Source organism: Actinosynnema sp. ALI-1.44 (genome assembly GCF_001984155.1).
In the GTDB taxonomy this organism is placed as follows: Bacteria; Actinomycetota; Actinomycetes; order Mycobacteriales; family Pseudonocardiaceae; genus Kibdelosporangium.
The window spans coordinates 607,172-620,053 of the sequence record NZ_MTQO01000053.1; the positions used below are offsets into that span (position 1 = coordinate 607,172).

Here is a 12,882-nt window from a genome sequence, read left to right on the forward strand (position 1 = left end):
TACATGCTTGCGCAAGCAATTACATGCAAGACTGTATGTATGTTGCGCGAGGCGCTCGACACCGCGCTCACCGCGGTCAAGCACGACCCACGGGACGCCGCCGTGGTCGCCCTCGCACGCGCCTACGCCGACGCCATCGACCGCGGAGACGTCCTCAAAGCCGGTCCGCCCCTGCTGTCCGCCCTGCGCGAGCTGCAGATGACCCCAGCGTCCCGGTCCGCACCGGTGGAAGGGGGTGCACCGTCCGATGGAGACACCGACGAGCTCGACGAGCTCGACGCCCGACGAGCCGAACGAGCCGAACGAGCCGAACGGCGACGGGCCGCTGCTGGGCAGCACGACACCCCGCCAGTGGACTAAGCCCCTCGTCACCGGCCCACTTGGGCCGTGCGGATGCGGCTGCGCCCTCACCGAAGACACCAGCTACGGGTTTGACGTCGCCTGGGTCGCCGAACGCGTCCTGAAGACACCGCTCGACCCATGGGAGCGGTGGCTGGTCATCCACGCCGGGGAACTCCTGCCGGACGGCACCCCGCGGTTCCGGCACGTGCTGGTCATCGTCGCCCGCCAAAACGGAAAGACCTACCTGCTCACGGTCCTCGCGTTGTTCTGGTTATTCACCGAGAAGGTACGGCTCGTCGTCTCGATGTCCACCAACCTGGACTACGCCAAGGAGGCCTGGGAAGCGGGCTGCGAATACGCCGTTGACCGGCCCCAGCTGAAGAAGCGACTACCGGCCCGGTCGCCGTACGGGATCCGCCGCACCAACGGCCAGCAGCAGCTCACCACGAAGACCTGGCCCAAGCTCGGCTACAAGGGCCGATGGAAGATCGCCGCCAGCAACCGGCGCGGCGGCCGGTCACTCTCCATCGCCAGGCTCATCCTCGACGAGCTGCGCGAGCACGACTCCTGGGAAGCATGGTCCGCCGCCGTCCCCGCCACCAACGCCGTCCCGGGCAGCCAAGTGTTCGCCTTCACGAACATGGGAGACGACAGCAGCGTCGTGCTGGACTCGCGCCGGGCGTCATCACTGTCCGGAGAAGACCCCGCGTCCGCGATCTTCGAGTGGAGCGCGCCGGAAGGCAGCCGAGCGGACGACCTGCGCGCGCTGGCCATGTCCAACCCGAACCTGGGCCGCCGGATCCACCCCGACGTGCTGCTCGGCGACGCGCGCGCCGCCCTGGCCGAAGGCGGCGAGCAGCTCGCCAAGTTCCTCACCGAGATTCTGTGCATCCGCATCCGGTCCCGCAAACCCGGGATCGACGCGGCGAAGTGGGCCGACCAGGCCGCCACCGACCCGAAGATCGACCTCGCGCCGTACCGCAACCGGACCGCGCTTTGCCTCGACGTCAGCCTGGACGGCCAGCACGTCACGCTGTGCGCCGCCGCGGTCCTGCCCGACGAGAAGTGCGCCGAGTTCGAGCTTCCGGCCGGCACTGTTGCGCTCGAAGCGGTCGCAGCATGGGACGGCCCGGACGCGACCTTGCGCCTGCGCCGCGAACTCCCCGGCATCGTGGCCAAGGTCAAGCCCCGTGCGCTCGGCTGGCTACCTGGCGGCCCGGCCGCAGCCATCACGCCGGACATCCGGGCACCGAAGGACAAGAGGCGCGGCACCTGGCCGCCGCGCGGCGTGGTCGTCGAGGAGATCAAGGCCGACACGCCCGCGGCTTGCATGGGCCTTGCCGAGCAGGTCCGCACCGGCATGGTCGTGCACCCAAACGACGACCTGATCAACGCCCACGTGCTGGGCGCCCAGAAGCTCGCTCGCGGCAACGTCTGGGTGTTCTCGGCCGAGTCCGGCCAGCACGTCGACGGCGCCTACGCGGCTGCTGGGGCCGTGCATCTGGCCCGGACACTGCCGCCTTCGCCGCCACCGCTTGCCGTTCTCTAGCTTGGAATAACTGATAGATCGCGTCGTGCGACTTCTAGGTAGTCCGCCTCTGCAGACGGGTTAGGCCATGTTTTTATCACCGAAGTAGCCGCTTGAATGGCCTCGTCGCTGCCGACAACAGATATTTTGTCCAGCGATTCGGTTAAAGCAAATGCCGCTTTCACCGATTCGGCTACGAGCAGAGCACATGCTCTAAGTGCAGCGTTCGGCTTCTGGGCGCCTGGTTTGGGTGCATCAGCCTCGCATTTTTGCTGCACCGCCCGCACCTCCTTCGCCTTGCCCAAGGCTGCCTTAAACTCCATGTACGGGCCTGTTCGCCGGTTGCGAATTTCTCTTGCTTGATCCTCTGAAGTCTGTTTCGCCAGCACATCATAGTTGTTCTTTGTCTGTTGAAGAATTGCGACAATGCCGACGATAACTGTCAACGCAATGCCAACAATGGTAACTTTCAGGGTGAGCAAGCTTAGGGATAGTGCCCTATTCGAAGATTGTTCCGGCGCGGCGGGCGTGTTGCTATTTGCGAGTGGCTTTCCGAGATTCATGTTCTCCAGTACCCGGGCTGTGGCTATGAGTGGTGCGGCCTGCACGCACACAGTATCGAAGGGTGGAGACGTGCCCAGCCGCTGGGCGGTAACCTCTCGGCCAGCACGTCGACGGCGCCTTCGGTCCGCTGGAGCGGTGCACCTGGCCCGCACATTGCCGCCAGCGCCGCCACCGCTCGCTGTCCTTTAAATTGAGCCACCGCAGCACCACATGCTGTGGGGCTGTCAGTCGTCCGAAGTTGATGCCAAACGATCGGCTTCTCTAAATCGTGGAGGTGTGGATTTGAGTAGCGCCCGAGGTAGTCCGTTCGCTGCTGTTGCTGATTCAAACGTCGTTACCTCTGACAAAAATGTTGCGCCTCCGAATTCGCACTTGTCTGCAAATGAAGCTGCGCTGAAGTTGGCGACATGCGCGAACCTGGCACCCAAAAAGAGGGCCTCTGCTGCAAAGCGAGCGTCGTAAAAATTGGCGGTACCAGATTTGGGAGTTGAAAATTTGGCGAACGAAAAATCCGCTGGACCACTGAATGCGGCGTGTGAAAAGTTGGCATGATGGAAGATTGATGTGTCGTTAAAATTGGCGGTGCCGTGAAATTTCGCTTTCGCAAATGATGCGTTGTCGATTCGGCATCGCTGTAGCGAAAAGTCGATAAGAACGGCGCCCGTCAGGTCGATATTGCGATAGCCCCAAAATGTCGGCGGATCAACTTGGGGCAGTAGGCGACGCTCGTAACGCTCCGGCCAGCTCAGATGCTCTTCTAATATCCGCTGTGCTGCGAGTCTTACCTCAAGCTCTTGTGTCCGGTTTCGGTGGTCGTCGATAGTTGAAGGGGAGGCGTCATCGTCAGGTGGAAATGTGGGTGGATCAAATGGCATACGCAAATATGCACAAAGCAGGTTCGTAATGGTCTGCCGTTGATTAGAGTCGTTGTTGGCGACTCGTTCGAGCGCGTACAGTCCTGCCAATCGAACAGGGGCTTTGTCGGATCCAAGCTGATCAGCCGCTTTAGTGTAGAGTTCCGTGACGCGTTTTTCGGCAGCATCCAACTCGTTCGCAGTACCGGCCACTTCTTGATGCCACTGTCGACGAACAGCGAGCAGAAGAGCAAAAGCGCCTCCAGAACCTGCGCCAATGCTCAATCCAGTCTTAATCGCCTCTACTCGCGCCGCAGGCGGGTCTTTTGACTGAGATGCTTCACGCAACAACCAGGAAGTAGCTCCCCAAGTCACCATAGCGACGAATATGAATGCCAATGGTGCGAGCCACCATGTCAAGATCGGCGGTGACGGCCGTCTCCTGAATGCATACTTTGCAATCCCGGTCACCGTAATTCCGGCACCTAAAATGAGAACTGTCAACCACGCGACCCGGGGTTGCGCCCAAGACCACACGGTGTCCCAGTCCAGGTGTCCGCGAGACCATGCCTCTGCCAGAATCATTAGTAAGGCGCCGGTACACACGGACACGATTGCTCGAACTTTCACGTATCAAATGTCGTGCTAGAGGCTTCATACGTCACGCTGCGTGTCGGGATCGTAATGATCAACTGTAGACGCCGAGAGGCCGGGGAGAGAGAAAGAGGGAGCGGCGGGTGTCCCGGCGGGCAGGCCCTGCAACTTTCATCCAGAAGGCGGATGAGATGTCAAGACCTACCCGGAAATTCTCTGAACTCTATTTGGTGATCCTTCGGCACGTGGACTGGCTCATGCGTGCCCGCGGGCCTTCCTGTAGTCGGCGCTCACTACCCATGAGATCACCACGCCGTTGACCTCTCGGGCCTTGGCGGTTGCAGCGGCCGCATCGGTCGTGCCCGCGATCCAGCCGTTGTCACCGATGACGATGTGCGCGGACACAGGCGGCGGTAGTGGTGGCCTGGGCTCGGCTGGCTCGCGGTCGCGTTCGGGTAGCAGTTCGCAGAGCACGCACGCCTCGATCCCCGGGTTGTGTTGGTTGCCGGGGTGGACGAGTCCTGTGTGGCCACACACTTCGCAGGGTTGGGTCTGCTGGTTGCGCGGTGGCTTGTACGTGCAGGGCAGGGCCATGTCGCCATCACATCATGGTTTGGTTCTTGGCAGGGATGTACGTGACCAGCTCTGGCGTTTCCGTGTTCCCGCAATCGGTGCACACGAAGATCACCCCGGAGCCAGATTCCCAGGCAGCGCGGTCATCGATTCGCCGCAACCCGTCATTCCCGCATGGGCACCTGCTCCAAGGCTTGTCGGGCAGGACGACCTCGCCGTCTATGTCGATCCAGTAGTCGCCTGCGAGGAGGCGTGTCTTGTACTGGGCCTTCTCATCCTCCTGCTGCTGGAGCCAGGCCTTGTGCCCGGCGGCGCTCTGCTCGCTCCCTTTGGCTATGCAGTCTGGGCAGCGCTTGTACGGATCTGACGAGTTCCGCGTTGTGCGGCTCGTGCGTCCCTCCTCCGTGAAAGTCGCGCCGCAAGCTCTGCAGGTATACGTCGGCGTGCTTCCTACCAGCTTGTGGACTTGGTTGCCTCGGACACCCAATGCAAGGCCTATGGATTCGACCTTGATGTCCTTGAAGTCCCAGTACAAGCGGCGAGCTGTGTCGAGGGATAGCTGCTGTTCACCTGTTGCTGCAAGTTGGCGGCCGAGCTGGCTCATGTAGTCGTGGAAGGCCGATCGCGCCACGTCGAGATCCGCTTTTCCGTGTTCGATGATGTCGCGAGCGCGCTGGATAGCCGCAACCAGGTTCTGCAGGGTGGGGTCGTCTACGGGATGCGTACCTTCGGTCATGGACTACTCCGCAAGGTTGACGTACGAATCAGCACCTATTTTCCCTAGCGTGTGCGCGGGGCTGGGCCGGGCTTGCGTCGGCGGGTGGTGGCGTAGCGCTCGGCTGCGGACTTGAGCCACCAGCCGGGAACTACCGGTGTGGGGAACCCGGTGGGTGGCTGGCCGTCGGCCGCGGCCGCGCGCCGGATGGTTTCGAGCTCGGAGATCCGTTGCCGGGAAACGCCGCACAGTTCGGCGAACTGCTCGGTGTTGACCATGGGCGGGATGCTGGCGGAGGCGAGGCGCCGGTCGGTCTCGTCTGGGGATAGCACCTCGAAGGATGCTAGCCCGTTGATGGAGTATCCGAGTGTTGCGAGGGAGTTGGCGAGGCGGTCGCGGAGCTCGCCTAGCAGTTGGACCGGTTTGTCCGTGGCCAGGGTGGCACTCATGCCAAGTGCGGGGTTGCTGTCGCGTGTGGACACCACTGCGGGTTCCTGCAGGTGTTCCTTGATCGCTTGGCCGAGCTGTCGGGCGTGATCTTCGCTTACTGGTCGGTCGACGAGCAGGCGGACGGACAGGTTCCACGTGTTCATGTCGACATCTTCCCGTATTCGTTGCTGAATGGCAAGGAACAGGCGTGCTCGATACGCTGGGGGCGGGCCCCGGGGGTGTCATCACCATCCCCGGGGCCCGCCTTGTTGCTACCCGCTGAAGGGCTGTTCGCCGTGAACGCCCTCGATGCGGTTCGGTGGCCATGGCCACGCGAGCATCCCCTCGATCACCAGGTCGAGTAGGACGTGCCGCAGCGCCACCTTGTACGGCGCCGTGAGGAACACCGCCGGGATGACGAACGTCTCGCCGTTGACCGGCGAGATCACCACGACATCCTCGTCAGTGGCCGCGATCAACCACTGCTGGTCACGCATGGCCACCAGGATCTTGGTGGCCTCTTCCGTGATCTCCATTTGTTTCACCTCCCCTCGTTGCTGACATGATCAGTATAGGGCAGTTAGCCAAGTGATCGCAAGGATCTCTTTAGAGCTTGTGGCACTCTGCGAGCGTGACCGGTCGGTCGGCCCTCGTTCGGCAGGAGCGAGAATCCAGTCAGGAGGAGGTGCTTCGAGGTGACCGAGACTCAGATGTACGCCGTTGTTCGCGGCGCGCTGGACGAAAGCGGGCCGTTCGAGGTTGTAGTGGTGATGGCAGGGCGGTCTGAAGCGGCACGGGTGGCCGCAGAGCTTGGCCCTGGTCATCACGTCCAGCCCGCACGCGTCGCGCACTTTGGGGCCACATGGCGAGTTGTGCACACCTACGAGTGCGCGGCTGTTGTTGTCGGTGGCCGCATTGACCGTGTGGACGCGCCGAGTCGGCTACCCGGGGCCTCTCGGCTGCTGCTCGGAGGCGAGAAGCCGCCGGGGGATCGCGTGCAGGTGGACGAGCAGGCGGCTGCGCTGGAGGCTGCCGTGCACGGTCGGGACGTGCACTATGTCCGCGCCTACTCGGAGGATGCGACGCGGGCGCGGGCCCTGGCTGAACGTGCGGCCGCTGACCTGGCGGGTGCGCCGTAGCCAAACTGTGACCCACACATCTCAATATCCACTTGCGATAGTGTGCTGTCGCATCACATAATATAAGAGTCCCGCACGGGACAGCCCCGGAGAATCGGGCGCTTGCACCGCCCCTTCGGGGTTCAACTCCATAGAGGAAGGAATCCGGAGTGGACGATCAGTTCGCCCCTGAGGATCGGTACTACGGGGTCCGCTATCACGAAAGTGCTGGCCAGGACCTCTACCGAGTGGCCGGAATGATCTTGGGTGACCTCAAGATCGACCAGGTCGAGGAGCACATGCCAGCCGACGCGGTCCTTGTGGTCGCGGTGGCAGCCAACACCAACACCATCACGGTGCAGGTTCACCTGCAGTCGGATGAGGTGCGTGCACAGTGGGGATCGGAGACGATCCGCTCACGCGTCAACGTGGTGATGGCTCGCTACAACTGGGTGGGCAGGCGCAACGGGGCAGACGTGCGATACCGCACCGCCTGCAAGGTCGCCGTGGTCCGAGGGCGACTCGACGCCCAGATGCTCGGTTCGATCATCGGGTGAACCACCGGTGCGGCACCTACCAGGTGCCGCACCGGCACGCCGTCCGCACCGGCTCCTCCTCATGGAGAAGCCCCGACGCGCTTGCACCGCGTCGGGGCCGAGGAAGCTACTCCGGACACTCAGAATACCCAGGAGGTCACCGTGCCACGCAAGCCCACGCCACCGCCGAAAGCGGCATTGGAAAACGTGCGCGCGAAAGCGGCGCGGCTGGCCGAGCTCGAGCAGTTGGTCGAGAAGGCACGCGCCGAGCGCAACACCGCGCTGGCCGATGCCAAGCGCGCCGGTGCGACCGGTGACCAGATGGCCGAGGCCGCAGGAATCGACCGCCGCAACGTGTACCCCGCGATGCGGGATGGTGGCTACGACCCGAACGAACTCCGCGATCCGCAGGACTGACATTTGTTCGCATGTAGCGGTCCGTGGTTACCAGCTGGAATGAGGCGTGGGGCTCGGGTCCCGTTTGGATGGATCGCCGATCTTCAGGTTGCAGGGTTTGCACGACGCCACCAGGTAGCGCTCGTCGTCGCCGGTGATGGCACGGCCGCGCGTGTGGTGGACCTCTGTGGCGGTGAGGGTGCAGCCGTCGAGCTGCACCTGGCAGCGGTGGCCGTCACGTGCGAGTACCCGGGCGCGGATGCGTCTCCACGCCCGGGTGCTGCCACCAGACCACGACCGGCTCATACGCCCACGTCAGTCGCCATCGGACATCTCACGTTGCATGGCATAGACCCGCTGCTGGGCAAGGTCGGTGACGACGAATCGTTCTTGCTGAAACTTGCCGGCCGCGATGGTGATGGCCGGTAGGAGTTCGCTGCTGCCGCGAAGGACGGCGCAGAGCTCTTGGCGTCGGCGTGTGCCGCGGGCGCTGATGAGCCAGGCCTGTCGGCATGACGTGAGCTCGGCGGCAGGCAGGACATTCAAGAGCTCGCCGATGTCGTGCAGGGGTGCATCGGGCTCGTAGCCCTCGCGTAGCTCAAACCCCACGAGGATGCCTCTCGCAGGTGCCTGGTTGGTGGCGAGTGTCCACCCGGAGGCGGCGGCCAGCGTGTGCGCGGCGCCTTCGGATTCGATGACGCTGGGGATGCCGTGCCGCTGGGACGGGTCGCGGTAGATCAGTAGTTCGTCGACGGTGTCGGCGGTGCCGTAGGCGAACGCGTTGACCGGCCAACCGGTCGCGTCTGCAAGGTCGTCGAGGGCCTGGCGGACGGCGGCGAGCGGCGCGGCCGTAGGGATGTGCATAGAGCAGGTCCAGGCACCGGGCCACGTGGTGAGCGTCTTGTAGGCCATGTCGTGGCTCCTCAGAACGGCGGGTTGCCCCATGGGTCGTCGACGGGCTGCTGGTGCTTGGTCCGGCGAATTTCCCACCATGCGCGGATGGGGCCGACGAGTCGCCACCAGCAGGCCTGGACGAGGTTGGACCCACATGCATTGCAGCGGCGGAGTTTGCCGGTCTCGTAGTCGACGATGTTGCCGGTGTCGTAGCAGGCCCAGCAGTCCGGCGGGTCGAGATCCGGTTCGCGGTGTGTGCCGTCTACGTCGATGCGGCCGAGGGCGAGGTCGTCTTTGTATTCCTGCCAGTAGTCCCGCTCGTCTTCGTCTTCGTCTTCGTCGTCGAAGTCGACCGCGTCGTGCTGGGTCATCAGGTTTCCTCCGGCGTGGTGTTGCTGCCGATCTGACGGCGGTCGGTGCGGACAGCGGTGGCGTGCACCGGTGGTGGCGTGTCCAGGTTGACGTCGATGTAGACGTAGCCGAGCTTCGAGCCGGGCGTGCGGCGGTTGCGGTCGCGGGGCTGGAAGTCGCTGACTTCGAGGACGTTGAAGGCGGCGCGGATCCGCTCTGTGGTGACCTGGCATTCGTCGGCGGTTCCCATGGTGCGGATCTTCACGTTGAGCGCTCCTGGTGGCTGCTGGGTGGTGTTTCGGCGGGTTCTTGATCAGTTGGTGCGGGCGGGTCGCCGCAGAGGGGGTGACGGTCTTGGCCGGAGTAGAGGATCACCATCCGGGAGCCGCACACGGAGCACGTGCCGTGGGGTCCGTCTTTGGGCGGGGGCGACGCCCGTTCCCCAACGTTCCCCAGCCTCTTATAGGGCTGGGGGAACGTTGGGAAATCATCGGGTTTTTCGGATGTTCCCCCAACGTTCCCGGGGAACGTCTGATCTGCGGAAACGTCAAAATTTGTTGATCTTGGGGGAACGTTCCCCGGGAACGTTCCCCCGGCCTCGTTTGAAAACACTGTTTGGGGAACGTCTGCGGGGAACGTTACTGACCGGTAGGTCGTGTCCGTTTTGCGGCGTCTCACGGCCTCCTCGACGACCTCACTCCGCGCCCGGATTCCGAGCCGCGCGCACTCCGGCTTGACCTTCCGGTTGCCCCAGTCGCGCGGCACCCCGGCCGCGTCGAGTTGCTGCATGAGCCACTCAACAGTGCCCTCCAGCGCGGGCTCGTCCGGCGCCCCGGCAGTCCACGCGGTGAGCTCGTGGCGAGTGCCCCCAGGCAGCCACACACCGCCGCGCTTGCGGATACCGCGCCGGGTGATGGTGAACGTGTCGTCGCCGACGCCGGTGCGCGTGTGGGTGCGCTTGAGCTTGAGGTGGGTGGTAATGGTCTCGGTGTCGTTCGCCTTGTCGACCCAGGCGACGCCTTCACCGGCGGTCAGCTCCCACACGTGATCCACGTCCTGCGACTTGGCGGACGAGCCCCGGCTGCCCCGGCCGTCGTCCTTGCCGGTGTGGTCGAGCCGGACGCACGCCACCCCGCGTGCTTTGAGGGGAGCGTGAACCAACCGGTAGAACTCCAGCCACGTCTGACTGTCGTTCTCGTTGCCGGAGATGAACCGCGACACGGTGTCGAGCACGACGACGTCAGGCTGCAGCTCGTCGACGAGCGCGAGCAACTCGGCCGCGGCGATGGTGGACGCGTCGAGCGCGCCGGAGAACCGCGGGAACATCCGGTAGTCGAACCGCTGGCTGAACAGGTCGAGTTCCTGTTCGGTGACACCGAACGACCGCAGGCGGGTGATGATGTCCCGGAGTCCGTTCTCGCGGTCGAAGTACAGGACTCGAATGGGTGGTCTCGCGCGGTCGCCGAGGAAGGGCCGTTCGGTGATGGCGCGGTAGATCCAGTCGAGCACGAAGATGGACTTCCCGCTCTTGCCGGAGCCTACGAGCGCGGTTTGCTGGCCACGTTCCATGAGCTGGCCGGGTAGCCAGTCGATGTCGTCGAGGTCGAGGGCGAACGCCGCGTGCCAGTCGACGCGCGGGAACCGGTCCTCTGTGGGCTCGGGCGCTGCCGGTTCGCTGTCGGCCGGGTGCGGCACGTCGACGTAGGGGTCGGTGGGGTCGGCGGCCACCATCGTCTCTTGCGGCCGCAGCAGACGCAGTGCTTCGTCGCGGGTGGTCATGCTGCTGTTTCCTTGCCTGGCTCGCCGGTGGTCCAGTCGACGGGCCCGCCGGTGTAGTCCTGGCCGTGCCGTTCGACGAACGTGTAGTGCGCGCGGCCTGCTGGTTCGGCTCGGCGTTGCTCGAGCAGGCGGTAGCTCGGGCCGGGCGGGTCGCCGCGGTACTGCTCGGCGACGTTGCCAGACCACTCGCTGTAGATGCGTCGCTGGTCCCACTCGAAGTAGGCGGCGAGGATCTCAGTGGCGTAGGGGGATTGCAGGATGGCGTGCCAGGACTCGGCCGCGTCGACGATGGCGTCGAGCTTGCGCGGGTCGGTGTCGGGCAGGGCGCGCCAGGCCGGGCTGCCGTACGCGACGGGCAGCGGTGGCGGTGGCGGTTCGGTTTGGTGGTGGGTGATCTGGGCGAGCAGCGCGCGCAGCTCGGCGTCGACGCCGGGGTCGGTGCGTCCGGAGTCGAGGATGGTGCGCATCTGCTTGTACAGGCCAGCGTTCATGTGCGTTCTCCCTTGCTGGCCCGCCAGTCCGCGAGGGTGTCGCGGACTCGTTGGATCAGGTTGTCGTAGAACATTCCGCCGAGTTCGCGGGCTTGGTCGGCCTCGCGCACGCCGACGAGGAGACGCGCGAGGTAGTGGAGCGTCTCGGGGTGGTGGCTGTGCCGACGTTTCGCCGGTTCAGGCGCCAAGTACCACCTCCTGGGCGTGGTGGTGATCCACCACGGCCTCGATTCGTCCGGATAGAGCCGCACCATTGGTTCAGAGTCCTCGCGTCACGTCGACAGAGCGATTTGCACGTCTAGCTCAGCATTCGCAACTGTGGCACATCGGCAGGCGGGAGACTCACTGCAAAATTGGTCTATTTTCGACCTATCCTATTGCTGTGCTTGACCAGCGGAAACACTGATTGGTGTTTTCTCCGGCGTTTGGCTTGACAGATGAGGCTTCGAGCCTCAGGCGATTCCATCGCTCGGTGCGCGAGGCGGGGTGTCGTGCGCTTCGCCAACTGGTGATCGTCCACCAGCCACAGCGGGCGCGCTTGCGGATCATGAGGTCACCGCTGGGAATTCGTTCCACTCGCGTCCGTCGAGTTCGCGCCCGGCGGCTGCCTTGCCCCATCGGCGCATGGGCGCCTGGCGGTCGTCGAGCGGCTCGACGCGCTCGATGCTCCATGGCTTGTGTGGCGGCTCGTAGAGGTCGTGGTCGTACTCGTGAGCCCACTCGGCGTAGGCGTGCGTCGCGCCGCGCGCTTCGGCGTCGGCCTGGGCTGCCGCGAGTTCGTCGGCGGTGCCCTGCCAGCCAACGGCCGGATCGCAGACGCGCACGACCCACGGTGCGGGCCCCCACTCGCCCCACTGCTTGAAGAGGAACGGGATTCCGGCGCGCACGGCCTGGTCGCGGAGTTCGCGCGCCCAGGCCGGGTGCATGGGGCGGGCACGGTGGCCGGATTCGCCGCCGACGATCACCCAGTCGAGACTCTCGATTTCTCGATAGGCACTGCATGGGCCATGGTGGCGATGGAGCGGGTCACCGCAACCGATCCACTTCGCCAGGTCGACGGGGCCGAGCAGCGGTTCGCATGACAGGAACCGCACGGCGGCCGGTGTGTCGAGCAATGCCGGAATCCGGATGTTTGCCCATTGCTGGTTCTCGACGGACGTGCCGAGCCACACGTTGTCGAGGTGTCTGCGCTGCTTCCACTCGTTGGTGTCGTAGATGTTCTGGCCACCGCGGAGGTAGTTGGCGGCGTTCTCGTAGTGGTAGCCGAAGTGGCGCGCCTGCCTGCCGACCTGGGTCCAGAACTCGGGCCGGTTCACCACGGCGTGCATCCTCGCGTGCCGTTTGGTCAGCAGTTGGTAGGTGTGTTGGGGCGTGATTGCCATGATGGCGAACATGTCCGCGAGGAATCCGTTGCTGATGCGGTCGTGGAACGTGTCAGACATGGAGTTGACGAACACCTTGCGCGGCTTGCGCCAGTGCAGCGGCGCGGCGAGGGTGTCGGCGTGCTCGGTCGCGAGGAACCCCGGGCCGGATGTCGTCGGGTCGCCGTCGCCCTGGTACTTCGCCGAACCCATGCCCTTGAGCCGCTTGGCCATGGTGAGGGCGTAGCAGTGGTCGCAGCCGGGTGACACGCGGTCGCAGCCGGTTGTGGGGTTCCACGTGGCGTCGGTCCACTCGATCTTCGTCTCAGCCATTGAGTTCACCTCCTGGGCGTGGGA

The 12,882-nt window shown here is 64.5% G+C and carries 18 protein-coding genes; 5 read left to right on the forward strand and 13 right to left on the reverse strand.

Annotated features, from left to right (window positions below):
* The first annotated feature begins 39 nt into the window (after nt 1–39).
* Together ALI144C_RS55015 and ALI144C_RS44885 are read left to right on the forward strand one after the other, a co-directional pair.
* Complete coding sequence (locus ALI144C_RS55015) at nt 40–360, forward strand: terminase small subunit (RefSeq protein WP_143231236.1); 321 nt, start codon at nt 40–42, stop codon at nt 358–360.
* A complete protein-coding gene (locus tag ALI144C_RS44885) occupies nt 248–1,891 on the forward strand; it encodes a terminase (RefSeq protein WP_237774614.1) in 1,644 nt (547 codons plus the stop codon). The genes ALI144C_RS55015 and ALI144C_RS44885 overlap by 113 nt, the downstream gene beginning before the upstream one ends.
* Here the strand turns inward: ALI144C_RS44885 and ALI144C_RS55020 are convergent.
* From ALI144C_RS55020 to ALI144C_RS44905, 6 genes are all read right to left on the reverse strand, one after another.
* Complete coding sequence (locus ALI144C_RS55020; protein WP_143231237.1) at nt 1,888–2,352, reverse strand: hypothetical protein; 465 nt, start codon at nt 2,350–2,352, stop codon at nt 1,888–1,890. The two genes, ALI144C_RS44885 and ALI144C_RS55020, sit on opposite strands and share 4 nt — an antisense overlap.
* 306 nt (nt 2,353–2,658) lie before the next feature.
* A complete protein-coding gene (locus ALI144C_RS55025; protein ID WP_143231238.1) occupies nt 2,659–3,666 on the reverse strand; it encodes a pentapeptide repeat-containing protein in 1,008 nt (335 codons plus the stop codon).
* A gap of 471 nt (nt 3,667–4,137) precedes the next feature.
* Complete coding sequence (locus ALI144C_RS44890; protein WP_076993348.1) at nt 4,138–4,476, reverse strand: hypothetical protein; 339 nt, start codon at nt 4,474–4,476, stop codon at nt 4,138–4,140.
* Between the two features lie 7 nt (nt 4,477–4,483).
* Nucleotides 4,484–5,191, reverse strand: coding sequence for a hypothetical protein (locus ALI144C_RS44895; RefSeq protein ID WP_076993349.1), 708 nt, complete (start codon nt 5,189–5,191; stop codon nt 4,484–4,486).
* A gap of 44 nt (nt 5,192–5,235) precedes the next feature.
* On the reverse strand, nt 5,236–5,763 hold the full coding sequence (locus ALI144C_RS44900) for a hypothetical protein (RefSeq protein WP_076993350.1): 528 nt from the start codon (nt 5,761–5,763) through the stop codon (nt 5,236–5,238).
* A 108-nt stretch (nt 5,764–5,871) separates the two neighbouring features.
* Entirely contained in the window at nt 5,872–6,135 is a 264-nt protein-coding gene (locus ALI144C_RS44905) for a hypothetical protein (protein WP_076993351.1), read from the reverse strand.
* Between the two features lie 159 nt (nt 6,136–6,294).
* Between ALI144C_RS44905 and ALI144C_RS44910 the strand changes: the two genes are divergently transcribed.
* The 3 genes from ALI144C_RS44910 (at nt 6,295) to ALI144C_RS44920 (ending at nt 7,670) form a co-directional block, all read left to right on the forward strand.
* A complete protein-coding gene (locus ALI144C_RS44910; protein WP_076993352.1) occupies nt 6,295–6,738 on the forward strand; it encodes a hypothetical protein in 444 nt (147 codons plus the stop codon).
* A 149-nt stretch (nt 6,739–6,887) separates the two neighbouring features.
* Nucleotides 6,888–7,274 carry a hypothetical protein gene (locus ALI144C_RS44915; protein ID WP_076993353.1) on the forward strand — a complete coding sequence of 129 codons (387 nt, stop codon included), beginning with the start codon at nt 6,888–6,890 and terminating at the stop codon, nt 7,272–7,274.
* 141 nt (nt 7,275–7,415) lie between these two features.
* The gene (locus ALI144C_RS44920; RefSeq protein ID WP_143231239.1) at nt 7,416–7,670 is read left to right on the forward strand and encodes a hypothetical protein; all 255 of its coding nucleotides are present in this window, start codon (nt 7,416–7,418) and stop codon (nt 7,668–7,670) included.
* A 294-nt stretch (nt 7,671–7,964) separates the two neighbouring features.
* Here the strand turns inward: ALI144C_RS44920 and ALI144C_RS44930 are convergent, their stop codons facing one another.
* From ALI144C_RS44930 to ALI144C_RS44960, 7 genes are all read right to left on the reverse strand, one after another.
* Nucleotides 7,965–8,561 (reverse strand): hypothetical protein, encoded by a 597-nt coding sequence (locus ALI144C_RS44930; protein ID WP_143231240.1) that lies wholly within the window; start codon nt 8,559–8,561, stop codon nt 7,965–7,967.
* An 11-nt stretch (nt 8,562–8,572) separates the two neighbouring features.
* Nucleotides 8,573–8,914 carry a hypothetical protein gene (locus ALI144C_RS44935; protein WP_076993357.1) on the reverse strand — a complete coding sequence of 114 codons (342 nt, stop codon included), beginning with the start codon at nt 8,912–8,914 and terminating at the stop codon, nt 8,573–8,575.
* Nucleotides 8,914–9,159 carry a hypothetical protein gene (locus ALI144C_RS44940; protein ID WP_076993358.1) on the reverse strand — a complete coding sequence of 82 codons (246 nt, stop codon included), beginning with the start codon at nt 9,157–9,159 and terminating at the stop codon, nt 8,914–8,916. The genes ALI144C_RS44935 and ALI144C_RS44940 overlap by 1 nt, the downstream gene beginning before the upstream one ends.
* Nucleotides 9,156–10,673: an AAA family ATPase gene (locus tag ALI144C_RS44945; RefSeq protein WP_076993359.1), complete on the reverse strand. Its 1,518-nt coding sequence runs from the start codon at nt 10,671–10,673 to the stop codon at nt 9,156–9,158. The genes ALI144C_RS44940 and ALI144C_RS44945 overlap by 4 nt, the downstream gene beginning before the upstream one ends.
* Entirely contained in the window at nt 10,670–11,164 is a 495-nt protein-coding gene (locus ALI144C_RS44950) for a DUF2742 domain-containing protein (RefSeq protein WP_076993360.1), read from the reverse strand. Before ALI144C_RS44950 ends, ALI144C_RS44945 begins: the two co-directional genes overlap by 4 nt.
* Entirely contained in the window at nt 11,161–11,418 is a 258-nt protein-coding gene (locus ALI144C_RS44955) for a hypothetical protein (RefSeq protein ID WP_076993361.1), read from the reverse strand. Before ALI144C_RS44955 ends, ALI144C_RS44950 begins: the two co-directional genes overlap by 4 nt.
* Nucleotides 11,419–11,709: 291 nt before the next feature.
* The gene (locus tag ALI144C_RS44960; RefSeq protein WP_076993362.1) at nt 11,710–12,858 is read right to left on the reverse strand and encodes a phage Gp37/Gp68 family protein; all 1,149 of its coding nucleotides are present in this window, start codon (nt 12,856–12,858) and stop codon (nt 11,710–11,712) included.
* Nucleotides 12,859–12,882: the final 24 nt, after the last annotated feature.